Genomic DNA, 17088 nt, shown 5'->3' on the forward strand with positions numbered 1-17088 from the left:
AGTGGGATGCGGTGGGCAGAACGATTGGGCCCACGCCTCCTAGCAAAATCTGCCCACCAAGGGAATACTGGCTCAAGACATTTCCCGTCCGTTTCCACCACCACCGGGCCATGAACCCCCGCACCAGCCTGAGCAACAAACAAGCGCTCTTCGCTGGATGGGGATTTTCGCCATGCGCCGTCTGCTCGTCGCGCTCAGCCTGCTCGCCGCAATTCTGTGGTCCGCGCCCGCGGCCGCGCAGGCGCGCAACCAGCTTGGGCCGCTCTGCACCACCGACACGACCCCGGCGGACAAGATGATCGATGCCTGCAACAAGATCATCGCGTTGAAGGTATTTCGGGGCGAGCAGCTTGCGACGATCCATTTCTGGCGCGCGGTGGGCTGGAACAAGAAGGGCGACTATTCGAAGGTCATCGCCGATGCCACCGAAGCGATCCGGCTGCAGCCGAGCCAGGCGGCCTACAATCTCAGGGGATCGGCCTATTACGACAAGGGCGACTACGAGATCGCGATCAATGATTTCGACGACGCACTGAAGCTCGGACCGCCCAGCGGCACCATCTTCCACAATCGCGGCAACGCCTGGCGCGGCAAGCACGACTACGCCAAGGCCATTGCCGACTACGACATGGCGATCAAGGCCGATCCGAAATCGGCATTCTCGTTCCAGAATCGCGGCATCTCGAAACAGGCGCTCGGTGATCTCGACGGTGCGCTCGCCGACATCAACCAGGCGATCCGGCTTGATCCTTCGCTGCCGCAGCCACTGATCAACCGCACCGCGATCTGGCGCGCCAAGGGCGATCTCGATCGTGCCATCGCCGATGGCAGCGAGGCGATCCGGCTCGCCAAGGAAAAGCCGCCGGCCAATATCATGACGCCGCCGAACAGCGTGCTGATCTCCGGCTACACAAATCGCGCGCTGGCCTACGAGGCCAAGGGCGATTACGCACGCGCCCGCGAGGACTATAATGCGACGCTGGCGATCATGGCGTCCGACGCCGGCAGCAAAGCCAACCAGGCCACCGCGAAGGTGCGGCTGTCTTTGGTGACGGACGCAAGCGCGCCGATCCCGCGCGATGCGCCCTCGCCCACAACGCCGCCGGCGACTGCTCCTTCCCCGCAGCAGACCGGCGCGACACCAGCCGCCTCGCCCGCTCCGGCCGCTCGCGGCGCGCGCATGGCGCTGATCATCGGCAACGGCGCCTATGCGCATGTCAAAGCGCTGCCCAATCCGGCCAACGACGCACGTTCCGTCGCCAGGAGCCTGCGCGACATCGGCTTCACGGTGTCGGAGGGCATCGACCTCGATCGCGCCGCGATGCAGAAGATGACGCGCGACTTCCTGCGCGAGGCGGCCCGGGCGCAGGTTGCGGTGGTCTATTATGCCGGCCATGGCGTCCAGGTCGACGGCCGCAACTATCTCATCCCCGTCGACGTTGCGCTCAAGCCGGGCGCAAACATGACGGACGCGATGATCGACATGGATACGATCATGGTGGGCCTCGACGACCAGGTGCGCACCAACATCCTGATCTTCGATGCTTGCCGCAACAATCCGATGGCGCAGCAGGTCGCGGCAGCCGGCACCAATCGCGGCATCGAAGGCGCCTCCGGTCTCGCAGCTCCAACGAGCCTCGGTAGCGGCGCGACACTGGGGGCAGGTACGCTGATCGCGTTCGCCACCGCGCCGGGCCAGGTCGCGCTCGACGGCGAGGGCGCAAATTCGCCTTTCTCCGCCGCGTTGTCCCGCCATATCGGCACGCCGGGGCTGGAGGTGCAGCAGATGCTGACGCGGGTGCGGGCCGAGGTGGTGTCGAGCACGAAGAACAAGCAGGTGCCGTGGTCGAACTCCTCGCTGCTGGGCGAGGTTTACCTGGCGGAGAAGTGAGATGGGCCTTGCGTCGTGACGTCAGGATCGCGGAGCTATCAGCCACATGCTCGGTGTCATCGCCCGACTTGATCGGGCGATCCAGTACTCCGTGACGGCTGCGGCCTATCGAGGGGCCGCGGCGTACTGGATTCCCCGCGCCTGCGCGGGGAATGACAGTGAGTGTGTGGAGAGGCCTCGCCTCTACCTACGCAACGGACAGTGCGAGGCTTAGTTACCCCACACTTCCTTCGCGATCTCGACAGCGAGGCTGAGCTTGGCCCACTGCTCTTCCTCGGAGAGGATATTGCCCTCTTCCGTCGAAGCGAAACCGCATTGCGGGGAGAGCGCGAGCTGCTCCAGCGGGGCGAACTTTGAGGCCTCCTCCAGGCGGCGCTTGATGTCGTCCTTCTTCTCGAGCTCACCGAACTTCGAGGTGATGACGCCGACCACGACGACCTTGTTGCCCTTGGGCAGGAAGCGCAGCGGCTCGAAGCCGCCGGCACGGTCAGAATCGTATTCGAGGAAGTAGCCGTCGTAATTGGTGCCGGCGAGCATGGTTTCGGCCACGGGCTCGTAGCCGCCTGAAGAAATCCAGGTCGAGCGGAAATTGCCGCGGCAGACATGGGTCGTCACCACCATGTCGGCGGGCTTCTCGGCCAACGCGTAGTTGATGATGCGCGCATAGATCTGCTGCAGGCCGTCCGGATTGTCGCCGCGCTCGCGGGCCTTCTGCAATTCCTCCTGCGAGCAGAGATAGGCCCACACGGTGTCGTCGAACTGGAGATAACGGCAGCCGGCATCGTAGAATGCCTTCACCGCCTTGCGATAGGTCCTGCCGAGATCCTCGTAGAAGGCGTCGAGATCGGGATAGACATCCTTCGAGATCGACTTGCGGCCGCCGCGGAAGTGCAGCACAGCGGGCGACGGAATCGTCATCTTGGCGGTGACGTGGGCCTGATCGGCGACCTTTTTCAGGAAACGGAAGTGGTCGAGCATCGGGTGGTTGTCGGGAAAGTCGAGCTTGCCGATCACGCGCACTGCGTCGTGACGGGTCTGCACGCCCGCGAACTGGATGCCGGTGTCGGGGTGAAACAGCTCGCAGCCGGTGAGCTTGGCCAGGAAGTCGAAATGCCACCAGGAGCGGCGGAATTCGCCGTCGGTCGCGAGCTTGAGCCCGATCGAGGCCTGCTTGTGCACGACCTTCTCGATCTCCATGTCCTCGATCTTGCGCAGATCAGCGGCCGAGATCTCGCCCTTCTCGAGCCGGGTGCGGGCTTCCTTGATCTTGGCCGGACGCAGGAGGCTGCCGACCTCGTCGGCGCGGAAGGGGGCTTTGGTTCGCTGCATGTGTTACTCCCGGATTATTCTTAATGGGCCGCCGCCCCGGCGACGCCGAGATGACGCTCCAGGACCGAGGGGTCGGCCTTCAGCGCGGCGCTCGGGGCGTCGTGGACGATCGTTCCGCGCTCCAATATCACAACGCGGTCGGCCAGCCCCAGAATCTTTTGGGCATTCTGCTCGACGATGATCGAGCAGATGCCGCCCGCCCGGGTGATGGTCCCGATCGCCTTCAAGAGCTCCTCGACGATAATGGGGGCAAGGCCCTCGGTCGGCTCGTCCAGGAGGAGCACTTTCGGGTTGAGGGTGAGCGCGCGGCCGATCGCCAGCATCTGCTGCTCGCCGCCGGAGAGCTGGTTGCCGAAATTGCTCCGCCGCTCCTTCAGCCGCGGGAACATCTCGTAGACCTTCTCGACCGTCCACGGGCCCGGCTGAGCCACCGCGGTCATGTTCTCCTCGACCGTGAGCGAGCGGAAGATGTTGCGCTCCTGCGGCACCCAGCCGATGCCGGCGCGGGCGCGCTGGTCGGGCCGAAGCAAGGTGACATCGGTCTCGGCAAGCGCAATGGAGCCAGAGAAGCGGCGGGTGACGCCGACGATGGAGTTGATCAGCGTGGTCTTGCCCGTGCCGTTGCGGCCGAGCAGGGCCAGCACCTGCCCCTCGGCGAGGCGCAAGGACATGTTGGGCAGCACCACCGCTTCGCCATATCCGGCGCGCAATGCCTCGATCGCGAGCAGGTCAGACATTGACCGCCTCCTCGCCGAGATAGACCGCCTTGACCTGCGGATCGCGCGCGACCTGCTCGGGCGGACCTTCGGTCAGCAGCGCCCCCGAGACCAGCACCGAGATCCGGTCGGCAAAGGAGAAGACGAGGTCCATGTCGTGCTCGATCAAGAGCACGGTGACATCGCGCGGCAGCGCGCCGACCACGGCGAGGATGTCGTGGCGTTCGCTCTCGGGCACGCCGGCGGCGGGTTCATCGAGCAACAGCACGCGCGGCTTGGCCGCGATCGCAACCGCGATCTCGAGCAGGCGCTGCTTGCCGTAAGGCAGCGTCACCGTCTGCTCGTTCATGACGTCGAGCAGATGGAACCGCGAGAGCAGATCGGCAATCTCGCCGTTGACGTCGCTGCGCGTGCCCATTCGCCGCCACCAATCGCCGCCATGGCCAAGACGTTCGGATACGGCAAGGCCGATGGTTTCGAGCGGGGTCAGGTCGGGATAGAGCTGGTTGATCTGGAAGGTGCGCGACAGGCCGCGCAGCACGCGCTTGTGCACGGGCAGATCGGTGATGTCCTGGCCTTCGAGCAGGATGCGGCCCGAATTCGGCTTGAGCACCCCGGTGAGCTGGTTGATGACCGTGGTCTTGCCGGCGCCGTTCGGGCCGATCAGCGCGTGGCGGGCCCCCTGCTCGATCCTCAAGGACAGATCGCGGGTGACGCGCAAGCCGCCAAACTGCTTTTCGAGATTCTGGGTTTCGAGCGCGATGGTCATGAATCGCTCTCCGGCACGGCGACGATGGCCTTGCGTCCCGCAACCTGCCTGATGACCAGGTTCGGCACGTACAGCACCCAGCGGTGCAGGCGCTGGCGGCCGACCAGCACGATCACGACCAGCACGAGGCCGATCCAGAACTGCCAGTACTGCGGGGTGATGGTGGAAAACAGCTCCTGGAGCATGCGGAACACCACCGCGCCGATCAGGCCGCCATAGAGATAGCCGGTGCCGCCAATGACGAGCACCAGCATCAGATCTGCCGAACGCTCGAAGGCGAAGACGTCGAGCGAGGCGATCGCCGTGGTCTGGGTGAACAGCGCGCCCGCGATGCCGGCATAGAAGGCCGCCAGCGTGTAGATGGCGATCAGGCGGCGGTTAACGGGAATGCCGATCGCCGCGGCGCGCAGCGGGTTGTTCTTGATCGCGCGCAGCGACAGGCCGAACGGCGAATGCACCACGCGGCGGGCGAACAGGAACAGCAGGAACAGGACAGTCAGCGAATAGAAGAAGCCGGTCCTGCCGAACATGTCGAACGGGATCACGCCGAAGATCGCCTGCATCTCGATGCCCTGCAGGCCGTCGGTGCCACCGGTGATGTTGGAGAAGCGCTCGGCGAGCGCTTCCAGCAGCAGCGCGATGCCGAGCGTCACCATCAACCGCGTGAGGTCGACGCCGCGGATCACGAGGAAGCTGGTGGCAAAGCCGAGCACCATCGCGGCCAGGCCTGCGACGATCAGCGCGAGCACGGGCTCGTTGATGATGCCATGAAGCGCGAGAAGTCCCGCCGCATAGGCGCCGACGCCGAAGAAGGCGGCGTGGCCGAGCGAGACGATGCCGGCATAGCCGAGGATGAGATCGAGCGACATCGTGAACAACGCGAGCCGAAGGATGTCGGTCATGATCAAATAGCGCGTGGGAAAGGCGAAGCCGCAGGCCAGCACGATCAGCCAGAAAACGACTTCGCCGTAGTGCCAGCGCGCCTGGCGCTGGGCGTGATATCCGACGTCGGAAGCGGCGTTCATCGGCACACTCAACGCGCGGCCGTGCGGCCGAACAGGCCGTTCGGTCGCCAGATCAGGATCACGATCATCATGGTGTAGATCACGAAGGGGCCCATCTTCGGCACGTAATATTTGCCGGCGACGTCGCCGATGCCGAGCAGGAGCGAGGCCAGGAACGGGCCTGTTATCGAGGAGGAGCCGCCGACGGTGACCACGATCAGGAAGTAGATCATGAACTTCAGCGGGAAGTACGGATCGAGGCCGAGGATCTCCGCGCTCAGCGCGCCGCCGAGACCGGCGAGCCCGCAACCAAAGGCAAAGGTGAAGGCGAACACCTGCGGCACGTTGATGCCGAGGCCGCTCGCGGCGCGGGGATCGTCGACGGCGGCGCGCAGGCGGCTGCCGAAGCGGGTCTTGGCCAGCACCATCTGTAGACCAATGGTGAGCAGGCCGCAGATCACGATGATCATCAGGCGGTAGCGGCCGATGCCGACGCCGAACAGGTCGAACTGTCCCTGAAGCGCCGCCGGCAGATTGATGAACACCCGGGATGATCCCTGGATGTAGTCGACGGCGGCGACCGACATGAAGGTCAGGCCGATGGTGAACAGCACCTGATCGAGATGGCTGCGCGCATAGAGGTGGCGGTAAAGCATCCGCTCGAGCGCGATGCCGATCGCGGCCGAGGAGACGAAAGCGAGCGGCAGTGCGGCAAAGAACGGCCAGCCCATTCGGTTGACCAGCACCATGCAGACATAGCCACCGGCCATGGCGAAGGCGCCGTGCGCGAGGTTGACGAAGTTCATCAGGCCGAGCGTGACCGCAAGCCCGCAGGCGAGTACGAACAGCAGCATGCCGTAGGCAACGCCATCGAACAGGTTGGTGAGGATTGAGGTCATCGTCTCAGCTTGCGTTGTCCGTCATGGCCGGGCTCGTCCCGGCCATCCACGTTCTTATCTGGGCTTTGCGTGGATGCCCGGGACAAGCCCGGGCATGACGCGGAGCGGCTGGCGAGATCCCGGATTCTGCGCCTCCGGGATGACGCGCTTTCGCGCGTCACTTCTTGGTCTTGCCGAGATCCTTGACCGCCTCGAAGGTTGCGAACTCGACATTGTAGAGCTCGCCGTCGACCTTCTCGACCTTGCGGATGTAGATGTTTTGCACGATGTCACGAGTCTCGGGATCGATCGAGATCGGGCCGCGCGGGCTCTCCCACTTCTGCCCCTTCATGGCTTCGACCAGCTTGGTGCCGTCGGTGTCACCGCCCGTCTTCTTCAACGCTTCGTAGATCAGGTGGATGCCGTCATAGCCGCTCACCGCCATGAAGCCCGGACGGTTGCCGAACGCCTTCTTGTAGGCGGCGACGAAATCCTTGTTCATCTGCGAGGGGTGCGCCGCGGAGTAGAGATGCGCGGTGACCGTGCCGAGCACGGCGTCGCCCATGTTGTTGAGCAGGTCGTCGTCGGTGACGTCGCCCGGTCCGATCACCTTGATGCCGGCCTTGTCCAGGCCACGCTCGGCATATTGCTTCATGAAGTTGCCGCCCTGGCCGGCCGGCACGAACACGAAGATCGCGTCGGGCTTGGCGTCCTTCATACGCTGCAGGAACGGCGCGAAGTCGGGATTGGCGAGCGGCGTCTTGACTTCTTCGACGACCTCGCCGCCGCCCGCGGTGAAGTGCTGCTTGAAGAAGTTGAGCGCGTCATTGCCCGGCGCATAATCCGAGGTCAGCGTCGCCACCTTCTTGATGCCGTTCTTCACCGCCCAGTCGCCGATGATGGTCGAGGACTGCGCCAGCGTGAAGCTGGTGCGTACGATGTAGGGCGAACGCTCGGTGATGATGGAGGTGCCGGCCGCCATCACGACTTCCGGGATCTTGGCTTGGGTTGCCAGCGGCGCGGCCGCGAGCGCGGCCGGCGTCACGCCGAAGCCGGCAATGAAGTTGACCTTGTCGTTGACGATCAGCTCCTGCGCGGCGGTCTTGGTCTTATCCGGGATCGCGGCATCGTCCTTGAGGATGATCTCAATCTTCTTGCCGGCGACGGTGTCGCCCTTCTGCTGCATGTAAAGCTTGATCGCGTTCTCGATCTGCTTGCCGGTCGAGGCCTGGCCGCCGGTCATCGGCAGGATCAGACCGACCTTGACGCTGTCCTCGGCCTTGGCGGGCGCGACGGCCGCAAGGCTTGCGATGGCGGCCGCTGCTGCAGCCCGCGAAAAAGTCTTGCGTTCGAACATCAAATGTCCCTCCCCTTCATTCCTGACTCTTGTGCCCTGGACCGAGTACCCGGCCCTTGCCTCAAACTTAGCCCACGCGCGAGCAATCATCGCAGGCCACATGGGCGTCTTTCGCGCCCTTCTTGTCAATCGGACGTTTGGCGACCGTTCGGCGCAAGCGGCGCATTCCGATGACCTACCGACCGAAAGCGGCGCAGTGGGTTACATTGGGGTTACCCGGTAACTCGCCGGCGCACCCTCATTTGTACGAATGTACAAATAAAATGGACTTGTCAACGAAAACCCCCGCCACCAACCACGCCATGTTGTCGCGAGCCTCGCATCGCAGTCTAGAAACGGCAGGGATCGCGGGGATGGAGGATTTCGTCTTTCGCTTGCAGGATTCGGACATCTGTGCGCTCTTGCCGGCCGCAACTCGGTAACAAATTACCTATCTCGAATAAGTCTATTTTACCTTGTTGAAGGCTAGTCTTCGTCCTGCCGGCCCGAGCCGGCGTCCAATGACCGAATGCGTGCGCGCCCACACAATGTCCAAGACTTTTCGTTCCGCCCTCGCCCTCGCTGTGATCGCTGCGGGACTGTCCGGCTGCGGGACGGTCAACGAGAAGCTCTCCGCCGGCATGGGCGACTACGTCCCGCAATGGGCCGGCGGCCTGCCGGCCGACGCCCCGCCGCGACCGGGCACGCCGCAATACGATGCCTACATGAAAGAACGCGAACGCAAGCGGCTGCTGCCGGCGGCGGATCGCGAGAAGGAAGAGCAGGCGCAGAAGGGCGCGACGGGTACCACGTCAGCCGGCGCGGTGCGCTGAAGGGCGAATAGGAAGTGGCGAATATGCTCTCATCCATTCGCAACTCGCCACTCCCCATTCGCTAATCCACGAACACCACGGTCTTGCGGCCGTTGAGAATGACGCGGTCGTCGAGATGGTAGCGGATCGCGCGGGCGAGCACGCGGCGTTCGATGTCGCGGCCCTTGCGGACGAGATCTTCCGGAGTGTCGCGATGACTGATGCGCTCGACGTCCTGGTCGATGATCGGGCCTTCGTCGAGATCGCGCGTGACGTAATGCGCCGTGGCGCCGATCAGCTTGACGCCGCGCTCATGGGCCTGGTGATAGGGTTTTGCGCCCTTGAAGCCCGGCAGGAACGAGTGATGGATGTTGATGCAGCGTCCCGAAAGCTTCGCCGACAGATCATCTGACAGGATCTGCATGTAGCGAGCGAGCACGACGAGATCGGTCTTCGTCTTGCCGACAAGGTCCATGATCTGCGCTTCCTGCTCGCGCTTGGTCTCCTTGGTGACCGGCAGGTGGTGGAACGGAATGCCGCCGAAATCGAGCCCGGCATAGACCTCGCGCGGATGGTTGGAGACGATAGCAGTCAGCGTCATCGGCAACTCGCCGGTACGCCAGCGATAGAGGATGTCGACCAGGCAGTGGTCGGACTTCGACACCAGCAGCATCACCTTGCGATGCGCGGCACGGTCGCGCATCTGCCATTCCATGCCGAACCGCTCGGCGATCGCCGCAAAGCCGGTCTGCAGCGCCGACAGTTCCACGGCAAGATCGGCCGCGGTGAACACCACCCGCATGAAGAAGTTCTTGGTCTCGATGTCGTCGAACTGCTGGGCGTCGAGAATGTTCTGTCCATTGTGAGCGAGGAACGTCGACACCGCCGAGACGATGCCGGGCCGATCCGGACAGGACAAGGTCAGAACATATTGATGATCGGGCATGTTGATGAACAGGCTTGGCTCTTGATGAAGGTTTGTGCAGCGGAACGATCCGCGATTTGCGCCCTGCTCTAGCACCGACCCCGCCCTTGCGCCAATCCCAAGACTGCCTCAACAAGACTTGCTTCAACATAATGCGCGGAGTCAGGATCAACGGACGATTGCGAATTCTCACCGGAGCATCCCCATGGCCGACCGCCTGAACGGCTACCGCATCCTGATCCTGGAAACGCGCGAGGAAGCGCAGTTTTCCAAGCTGCTGGCCGAGCAAGGCGCCGAGGTCGTGCAATGCCCGATGTTCACCATCCACGATGCGCCGGATCCGGCCCCGGTCGAGGCCTGGATCCGCCGCGCCATTGAGAAGCCGCTTGACGACCTCGTGTTGATGACCGGCGAAGGCCTGCGGAGGATCATGAAGCTCGCCCGCGCCCGCGGGGTCGACGCTGACCTTGTCGCGGTGCTCGCCAAGGCGCGGAAATTCACCCGCGGCCCAAAGCCCGGCAAGGCGCTCCGCGAGGTCGGTCTGGAGGCGCAGCAGACCACCGAGAAACCGACCACCGAAGGCGTCATCGAGATGCTGGGTAAGCTCGACCTTCGCGGCCGGCGCCTCGGCCTGCAGCTCTATCCGGACAAGGACCATAGCGCGCTGACCGGCGCGCTCACCGCGCAAGGCGCCGCAGTCGATACCGTGCTGCCCTATGCCTACGATTCCAGGGCAGCCGATGCCAACATCGTCGCGGCGATCGACGACATGGCCGCGGGACGGATCGATGCCCTCGCGCTGACCAATCTCGGCCAGGTCCGCCGCCTGATCGAGGCCGCGAAGGCGCATGGCAGCGAGGCCAAGCTGCGCGCCGGATTGGAGCGGACGCTGATTGCGTCGGTGGGCCCTGCTGTGTCAGGGGAGCTCGCCGCGCATGGCCTGCGCACGGACATCGCACCGGCGGAAGACCACTATTTCATGCGCCCGCTGATCTCGGCGATGGCGGCAGCGCTCGCCGAGAAACGGCCGAAGGTAGCGGGTTAATCACCACGCGACGATGCCTAGCTTGCCACCTGCGAGGCGGCCGACATCAATTCCTGAGGGCTCGGAGCCCCGAACATGCGCTGGCCACCGTCAGGAACCTCGGTAAAGCTCCAACGCACAATTCCCTCACGATCGAGCAGGAACTGGCCGAACAGCTGGCCCTGACCGGTTGCCGCCATCCGCTGGTCGGCCTCCGTCATCTCGTAGCCGTCCTTGTTGTTGAGGTACTCGGCAGCCGCCAACCGATTCATCGACCCCGGCGTTTCGCCGGGTATATCGACCTGCATGCTCATGACGACGTCCATACCCACCTTGCGCGGCCACTCGGTCTCCTTATTCGTGAACTCGAGAGTGGGCAGACCGAACGCGCGGTGCGAGACCCGCTCGGGGTCGGACGCGGCGAGCAGATTGGGCAATGGATGATAGCGGAAGTAAAGCCGCGCGCGCTCGATGGGCGTGTTCACGACCGTGAGACTTTCGACGCCCTTGTCGCGCAGGGCTGCGTCGAGTTGCGCCTGTGCCGCGATATGGCGCCGACAGAACGGGCAGTGCAGCCCTCGAAACAAGCCGATCAATATCGGACTATGTCCGCGAAAATCCTGGAGCGCGATCGTTCCATCGCGTGTGATGGCGTCCAGCACGATGTTCGGTGCGCGATCGCCAGGTTGAAGCGGTCCATCGGCATGAAGTTCTGACATGGTTGAACTCCTTCATATGACCTAGTCAAGAAATGGCAGCACGATCAGCCCGGCGGGATCAAGCCCGTGGCGGGCGCAGACATCATGGGCCAGCGCGAAATATCGGTCGGCCTCGGGCATGTCGCCTCGATCAAGGCTCAGCGTCGCGAGACCATCATAGCATGGAAAGAGCTGCTGCGGTTCGCCGGTTTCGTTCGCCACCTCGATTGCTTCATTGTAGCAGAGGGCGGCCAGATCCGGGCGGAAATGGCATTGATGGATCTGCCCAAGCACAATCAAGGGCACGGAGAGATGCTCGCGCTGATCGAGCGCACGGTCGATTTCGATTGCCCTTTCGGCAGCCGGCACTCCTTCCTCGGTACATCTGTCCGTGAAGGTGCAACAGGCAACGGCAAAATTGGCAAGCAGACGCGCCTGGAAGCCGAGATCCCCGATCCGACGCGCGACATCGAGTCCACGTCGGCAGACCTCCACGGCTTTCGCCGGGTCAACGATCGTGTAGAGCACGCCGAGATTGGTGTAGCCGCGGCACGCTACGTTAAGGAGCCCGGCCGCTTCGGCGGTCGCGACACTTTGCTCCACCTCACGGACCGCCTCCTCGTGTCGTCCAAGCCGCGCCAGCGCAACCCCCTTGGTGTTGAGGGCCTCGGCAATGGCCCGTGCCGCCTCGAGCCCGGCCTGCTCGTCCCCGTCCGCCGGTACTGAGCGTGCATAGCCGAGCGCCTCGTCTGCCCATTTTGCGGCTGCCACGTGATCGCCCGTCCGAAACGCGAGACGGCCGCGCTCCTGCAAGAGATGCGCCCACTCGATGGGCGCTGCGGTCCCTCCGAGCAATTTGGCCGCCTCGGCGTAATGCGTCTCTGCCTTGATCCGCTTGCCGGCGTCCCACAACAATCGGCCTAGCTTGCGAACAATCCGCGCTTCGCCGATCCGGTCCTGTCTGGCGCGATGCCCCTCCAACGCGCTCTGATAGTGCTCCTCGGCCGTGTTCCGGCGGCCAGCCGCACCACAGAGGTCCGCAATCCGCTCATACAGGACCAGACGTTCCGGCTCCGGTTCGCCGCCGGTCAACAGCACGGCGAGGGCCTGTTGGTAGAGACGGATGGCATCGTCATTGGCATAGCTAGCGCGTGCGCGATCGCCGGCCGCGCGCAGATAACGTGCGCCCTTCGGCTTGCTCGCGCTCAGACTAAAGTGATGTCCGAGCAGTATGAGATCTTCGAGGCGCTCGGGCTCGTTGCCATAGAGCCTCTCGAGCGCTCCACCAATCCGTCCATGAAGCTCGATCCGGCGCTGCAGAAGCAGGTTTTGATAGATCACGTCCTGAAGCATGGTTTGCGTGAAGCGATAGATCCGCAGCGAAATCGAGTTCGAGCCCGCGACCTCCTCGATGATCTCCGCGTCGCACAGACGTTCCAGCCCTGCTTCAACCCCAGCCGGTTCGGTTGCCGCCGCACCGAGAGCCGCCGCATCAAAACGCGGGCCGATCACCGCGGCCTCCTGTGCCAGCCGGCGTACCTGAGGTGGCAACCGGTCGAGGCGCGCCAGCAACAACGCCTGAATGCTTGCCGGAATATCGGCGGCGGCTTCATCCGACGTCATCCGCCACTGCGCGCCGTCGCGCTCCAGCGTGCCGGCTTCAATGAGGCCCCGTATGATCTCCTCGAGAAAAAGCGGATTGCCGCCGGCGCGGTCGAGGATTCGGCTGAACAGGCGTCCCGGTGGGTCACGCCAAACGCGACTGAAGTAGGCCGCGAGTAGCCTCTGTCCCTCGGCGTCGTCGAGCGGGGGCAGCCGAAGGGTCGTGTGACTGATCTTGCTCGAACCGAACTGGTCCAGTTCCAGCGTCGGCCGATGCGTAAACAGCAACATCAGCCGCGTCCGCTCCATTCTGTCCATCAGGAACCGCAACGCTTCGAGAGATACCGCATCCGCCCAATGCAGATCCTCGACGATGATCAGCAGCGGCGACAGTGCCAGGCGGCGTTCGAAGACGGTGCGGATCGCGAAGAATATCTGCCGGCGGAGCTGTTCGGGCTCGACATGCCTGAGCACGGCGTTGGGGTCGCCGAGGCCGAGTACGTGCAGGTAGAGGGGCATCAGTCGGTCGGCCTCGTCGGTCGTGAGGCCGAGCTCCGACAGCGCTTCGGCGACCTTCGCCTCCGCCTCTGCGGCGCCAGCCTTCTGCGCGATGCCGTAGGCGCTGCGCAACACGGCGGCGAGTGTGCCGTAGGATTGTTCACCGAGCGGCGAGCAAGCCACCCGCCGAATCGCCACGCGTGCAAATCGATCCTCGTCGCGGATACGGGCGGCGAATTCGCTGACCAGGCGCGTTTTCCCGATGCCGGCTTCACCGACCAGCCGCACCAGTTGAGCCGCGCCGCCGCATGCGAGATCAAGACAGCCGATGATGCGCGCAAGCTCGGCGTCGCGCCCGATCAACGGTGCATTGAGGCCCAGCGTGTCGAGGCCGCGTGCCGCGCGGGGCGTGTCGAGCGGCTCCTTCAGGCGGTGCACCAGCACGCTGCCCATCTTGCCCTTGAGCGAGACCTCGCCAAGCGAGTCATAGGAGAACGCATGCCGCGTCAGACGGTGGGTCAATGGCCCGACCAGCACCTCGCCCGGAGCCGCCATCGATTGTAGCCGCTGGGCGGTATTCACTGTATCGCCGGTCACCGAATAGGATTTGGCAACGCCCACACCGAGCCCGCCCGCGACGACGTGCCCGGTGTTGATGCCGACATGGAGCAGCAGCGGCGAACCCGCGTACGCCTTCGCGCGTTCGCTGAGACGCGCTGTCCGGCGGATCATGTCGAGGGCAGCGCGGACCGCCCGCTCCGGGTCGTCCTCGTGCGCTGCCGGGGCACCAAACAGAGCAAGCAGCGCATCGCCGATGAATTTATCCACGAAACCGCCAAAGCTTTGCACCGCGGCCGTCAACTCTTCGAACAGCTCGTTTTGAAGCGTCTGCATGACTTCGGGGTCGAGCCGCTCGCTCATCGCGGTGAAGCCGCTGAGGTCGGCAAACAGCACGGTGATGGTACGGCGGTTCGCCTCGCTGTCGATCTTGTCCGACTGAAATCCAAATGCGACCTGAGCCGCATCCGCTGGCACGAGCGGCGGAGAGGACGGCCGGATCGGAAGCGCCGTCAGGCTCGTCGGCGCCTGCCCGCCGCCCGGGGGGACCTCGGAGACGGAGGCGCCGCATTTCGGGCAATAGGCGAAATCCGGTGCGCATGGAAAGCCGCAGCCAGGGCACGGGTTCGGCTGCTTCGTGCCGCACTTCGGACAGAAGGCAAAGCCGCTCTGGACCTCGAAACCACAGCGAGAGCAGTTCATGGGTCAAGACCTCGCGGAAGCCGCGACGGCGCGATCTACCGGACCTGCCGAATGGGCCCAGGATGCAGACCAGAATGGGCTTTGCGCGCCGGAAGAGCAAGCGGGCTAATCTACCTCTCCGTATCGGCTGGCAGCGAAGCAATGCTGCGGCACCGGCTCACCGCACGTCGTCGGCAAGCATGGCGGCATGCGGTGGCGCCAATTGACAGGGGCATCGCCGGGGCTACCCTGCCGAACAGAAGAACAAAAATAAGGGCAGGGAATCGCCGTGAAACCCGTCATCGCATCTTGAGCACATCCGCGCGACCTTCAGCGCTCGCACCGTTCCGCATCCGCAACTATCGCTTCCAGTGGCCAGCCGATCTGCTCACCTCCTGGGCGTTCGAGGTGGAGACGCTGGTGCTCGGCTGGTACATCCTGGTCGAGACCGGCTCGGTGCTGCTGCTGACCGTGCTTGCCTCGCTCCAGTTCGTCGGAACGTTGGTCGCGCCGGTATTCGGCATGATCGGCGATCGCATGGGCCATCGCGATCTCCTGGTCGTGATGCGTCTTGCTTATACGGTGCTGTCGTCAACCATCATGGTCCTGGCACTGACCGGTCATCTGTCGCCGCTGAGTGTCATGATCATCGTTGCGATCATGGGCCTGATTCGTCCCTCCGATCTTGGCGTCCGGGGCGCGCTGCTCGCCGAGATCATGCCGGCCGAGCAGCTGGTGGGCGCCATCAGCGTTGCGCGCACCACCCAGGACAGCGCGCGCATCGCCGGCGCGTTGACCGGCGCCGGGCTGTTCGCGGTCCTCGGCATCGGCCTCGTCTATGTGGCGATCGCCTGCCTCTATTTCGCGGCCGCGCTTCTCATGCTCTGCCTGACCCGGCCCAAGAGAACCGTCATCACGAGCGATCTTCCGGCAAACAGCCATGCGGTGTCGCGACTGCTGGGCGACCTCAAGGAAGGGATCGTCTATGCCTGGAATGGCCCGGGAATGCGCGCCGCGCTCTGCGTCGCCTTCCTGGCCAATCTCACCGCATTTCCCTTCACGGGCGGACTGTTGCCCTACATCGCCCGCGAGATATTTCATACCGACCAGACCGGCCTCGGCTACCTCTCGGCGAGCTTCGCGGTCGGCTCGCTGACCGGCTCCATCACGCTCAGCCTCGTCAGCGGACTGCGCATTGCCCGGCTGCTGATCGGCGCGACGCTGGCCTGGTACGCCATGCTGCTGGTGTTCGTCGAAATCAGGACCATGCCGGTGGCGATGGCCTGCCTCGTTCTCGCCGGTATCGCCCAAAGCATGTCGATGATCTCGGCAGCCGTGATCCTGATGCGGACCGCCAGTGCGCACCTGCGCGGCCGCGTGATGGGTGTGCGCATGATGGTGATCTACGGCCTGCCGATCGGATTGCTCGCGGCCGGCAGCCTGATCGACGTCATCGGCTATTCCGCAACCGGCTCGCTCTATGCCGCCGCGGGCTTCATCGCGATGCTGGCTATCGCGATCCGCTGGCGCGCCGATCTATGGCCGGTGCACGCGCCCGCCAATGCGCGGTGAGGCCGCCTTATTCCCCGTAACCGCGCAGCCGGTCGATATCGAGGATGGTGACCCCGCCATATTCGAGCCGCAGCAGCCCCTCCTTCTCCAGCCGGTTCAGCGCCCGGTTGGCATTCTGGCGGGACATGCCGGAGAGCGCGCCGATCTCCTCCTGGGTGATCTCCAGATGCGCCGTCGATTCCGGATAGAGGATCGGGTTGAACAGCGAGGCGATGCTGCGGGCAAGGCGCGCGGTGGCATCCAGCGTGCGGTTGACCTCGAGCATGCCGATGAACTGGCCGAGCCGTTCGTTGAGCTGGCGCACCAGAAAGCGGTTGAAGCCGACGCTGTTCTCGAACAGCCACATGAATGCGCTGCGTTCCATCAATGCGACGCGGCTGTCGCGCAGCGCGACCACATCATAGCGGCGCGGCTCGTTCTTGAGCACGCTGCCCTCGCCGAACCAAGCCCCCGCGGTCAGGCCGGCCAGGCTGGTCTCCTTGCCGTCCCGCGAGATTCCGCCCATGCGGGCAAGACCGCCGACCATGCCGGCCCAATAGGCAAAGATATCGCCGCGCATGAACACGGTCTCGCCGGTGCCGTAGGACCGCTCCGTGATTCCGGCGCGCGCGACCTCGATCTCCGCTTGCGTGAGCTCGCGCGACCAGGCGGCGACGCGCTTCAGATGATCTTCTGAAATCATGATCTCGCGGCCAGCCGCACAGTTTCGTCACTCCACCTTCTGTTGCATTGCAACATGATTATTATGACCGCCATCCGACGAAAGATGAAGGCCGCTGCCGCCCGGCAAACTTT

At 64.3% G+C, this 17088-nt stretch carries 14 protein-coding genes; 4 read left to right on the forward strand and 10 right to left on the reverse strand.

What is annotated here, in order from left to right:
- Positions 1 to 172 precede the first annotated feature (172 nt).
- Entirely contained in the window at positions 173 to 1891 is a 1719-nt protein-coding gene (locus UNPA324_RS27650; RefSeq protein ID WP_141936963.1) for a caspase family protein, read from the forward strand.
- A 210-nt stretch (positions 1892 to 2101) separates the two neighbouring features.
- On the opposite strand, the gene UNPA324_RS27655 is transcribed toward UNPA324_RS27650, so the two are convergent.
- The 6 genes from UNPA324_RS27655 to UNPA324_RS27680 all read right to left on the reverse strand — a co-directional run bounded on the left by UNPA324_RS27655 (position 2102) and on the right by UNPA324_RS27680 (position 7944).
- Positions 2102 to 3220 (reverse strand): cobalamin-independent methionine synthase II family protein, encoded by a 1119-nt coding sequence (locus UNPA324_RS27655; RefSeq protein WP_128918268.1) that lies wholly within the window; start codon positions 3218 to 3220, stop codon positions 2102 to 2104.
- Between the two features lie 20 nt (positions 3221 to 3240).
- Positions 3241 to 3957, reverse strand: coding sequence for an ABC transporter ATP-binding protein (locus tag UNPA324_RS27660; protein WP_141936966.1), 717 nt, complete (start codon positions 3955 to 3957; stop codon positions 3241 to 3243).
- The gene (locus tag UNPA324_RS27665) at positions 3950 to 4705 is read right to left on the reverse strand and encodes an ABC transporter ATP-binding protein (RefSeq protein WP_128918270.1); all 756 of its coding nucleotides are present in this window, start codon (positions 4703 to 4705) and stop codon (positions 3950 to 3952) included. The genes UNPA324_RS27660 and UNPA324_RS27665 overlap by 8 nt, the downstream gene beginning before the upstream one ends.
- Positions 4702 to 5730: a branched-chain amino acid ABC transporter permease gene (locus UNPA324_RS27670; RefSeq protein ID WP_141936968.1), complete on the reverse strand. Its 1029-nt coding sequence runs from the start codon at positions 5728 to 5730 to the stop codon at positions 4702 to 4704. Before UNPA324_RS27670 ends, UNPA324_RS27665 begins: the two co-directional genes overlap by 4 nt.
- 8 nt (positions 5731 to 5738) lie before the next feature.
- A complete protein-coding gene (locus UNPA324_RS27675) occupies positions 5739 to 6608 on the reverse strand; it encodes a branched-chain amino acid ABC transporter permease (protein ID WP_141936970.1) in 870 nt (289 codons plus the stop codon).
- Positions 6609 to 6765: 157 nt separating this feature from the next.
- Entirely contained in the window at positions 6766 to 7944 is a 1179-nt protein-coding gene (locus UNPA324_RS27680) for an ABC transporter substrate-binding protein (RefSeq protein ID WP_128918273.1), read from the reverse strand.
- Positions 7945 to 8471: 527 nt separating this feature from the next.
- Between UNPA324_RS27680 and UNPA324_RS27685 the strand changes: the two genes are divergently transcribed.
- The gene (locus UNPA324_RS27685; protein WP_128918274.1) at positions 8472 to 8756 is read left to right on the forward strand and encodes a hypothetical protein; all 285 of its coding nucleotides are present in this window, start codon (positions 8472 to 8474) and stop codon (positions 8754 to 8756) included.
- Positions 8757 to 8817: 61 nt separating this feature from the next.
- Here UNPA324_RS27685 and purU read toward each other — a convergent pair whose 3' ends face one another.
- The gene (purU, locus tag UNPA324_RS27690) at positions 8818 to 9681 is read right to left on the reverse strand and encodes a formyltetrahydrofolate deformylase (protein ID WP_141936972.1); all 864 of its coding nucleotides are present in this window, start codon (positions 9679 to 9681) and stop codon (positions 8818 to 8820) included.
- Positions 9682 to 9865: 184 nt separating this feature from the next.
- On the opposite strand from purU, the gene UNPA324_RS27695 reads away from it, so the two are divergent.
- Positions 9866 to 10705, forward strand: coding sequence for a uroporphyrinogen-III synthase (locus tag UNPA324_RS27695; RefSeq protein WP_141936975.1), 840 nt, complete (start codon positions 9866 to 9868; stop codon positions 10703 to 10705).
- Positions 10706 to 10722: 17 nt separating this feature from the next.
- On the opposite strand, the gene UNPA324_RS27700 is transcribed toward UNPA324_RS27695, so the two are convergent.
- Positions 10723 to 11403: a redoxin domain-containing protein gene (locus UNPA324_RS27700; protein ID WP_141936977.1), complete on the reverse strand. Its 681-nt coding sequence runs from the start codon at positions 11401 to 11403 to the stop codon at positions 10723 to 10725.
- A 21-nt stretch (positions 11404 to 11424) separates the two neighbouring features.
- Complete coding sequence (locus tag UNPA324_RS27705) at positions 11425 to 14742, reverse strand: adenylate/guanylate cyclase domain-containing protein (protein ID WP_141936979.1); 3318 nt, start codon at positions 14740 to 14742, stop codon at positions 11425 to 11427.
- A gap of 288 nt (positions 14743 to 15030) precedes the next feature.
- Here UNPA324_RS27705 and UNPA324_RS27710 point away from each other — a divergent pair, with 288 nt between their 5' ends.
- The gene (locus UNPA324_RS27710; RefSeq protein WP_141936981.1) at positions 15031 to 16293 is read left to right on the forward strand and encodes an MFS transporter; all 1263 of its coding nucleotides are present in this window, start codon (positions 15031 to 15033) and stop codon (positions 16291 to 16293) included.
- Positions 16294 to 16300: 7 nt separating this feature from the next.
- Here UNPA324_RS27710 and UNPA324_RS27715 read toward each other — a convergent pair whose 3' ends face one another.
- Entirely contained in the window at positions 16301 to 16975 is a 675-nt protein-coding gene (locus tag UNPA324_RS27715) for a Crp/Fnr family transcriptional regulator (protein ID WP_141936983.1), read from the reverse strand.
- Between the last annotated feature and the right edge of the window lie 113 nt (positions 16976 to 17088).

The organism is Bradyrhizobium sp. UNPA324 (genome assembly GCF_006658635.1).
GTDB classification, from domain to species: Bacteria; Pseudomonadota; Alphaproteobacteria; order Rhizobiales; family Xanthobacteraceae; genus Bradyrhizobium; species Bradyrhizobium nanningense.

Coding starts and splice junctions, on each gene's coding strand:
- UNPA324_RS27680 (WP_128918273.1), bottom strand. CDS start 7,944: ATGTTCGAACGCAAGACTTTTTCGCGGGCTGCAGCAGCGGCCGCCATC.
- purU (WP_141936972.1), bottom strand. CDS start 9,681: ATGCCCGATCATCAATATGTTCTGACCTTGTCCTGTCCGGATCGGCCC.
- UNPA324_RS27685 (WP_128918274.1), top strand. CDS start 8,472: ATGTCCAAGACTTTTCGTTCCGCCCTCGCCCTCGCTGTGATCGCTGCG.
- UNPA324_RS27705 (WP_141936979.1), bottom strand. CDS start 14,742: ATGAACTGCTCTCGCTGTGGTTTCGAGGTCCAGAGCGGCTTTGCCTTC.
- UNPA324_RS27655 (WP_128918268.1), bottom strand. CDS start 3,220: ATGCAGCGAACCAAAGCCCCCTTCCGCGCCGACGAGGTCGGCAGCCTC.
- UNPA324_RS27670 (WP_141936968.1), bottom strand. CDS start 5,730: ATGAACGCCGCTTCCGACGTCGGATATCACGCCCAGCGCCAGGCGCGC.
- UNPA324_RS27675 (WP_141936970.1), bottom strand. CDS start 6,608: ATGACCTCAATCCTCACCAACCTGTTCGATGGCGTTGCCTACGGCATG.
- UNPA324_RS27700 (WP_141936977.1), bottom strand. CDS start 11,403: ATGTCAGAACTTCATGCCGATGGACCGCTTCAACCTGGCGATCGCGCA.
- UNPA324_RS27715 (WP_141936983.1), bottom strand. CDS start 16,975: ATGATTTCAGAAGATCATCTGAAGCGCGTCGCCGCCTGGTCGCGCGAG.
- UNPA324_RS27660 (WP_141936966.1), bottom strand. CDS start 3,957: ATGTCTGACCTGCTCGCGATCGAGGCATTGCGCGCCGGATATGGCGAA.
- UNPA324_RS27650 (WP_141936963.1), top strand. CDS start 173: ATGCGCCGTCTGCTCGTCGCGCTCAGCCTGCTCGCCGCAATTCTGTGG.
- UNPA324_RS27665 (WP_128918270.1), bottom strand. CDS start 4,705: ATGACCATCGCGCTCGAAACCCAGAATCTCGAAAAGCAGTTTGGCGGC.
- UNPA324_RS27695 (WP_141936975.1), top strand. CDS start 9,866: ATGGCCGACCGCCTGAACGGCTACCGCATCCTGATCCTGGAAACGCGC.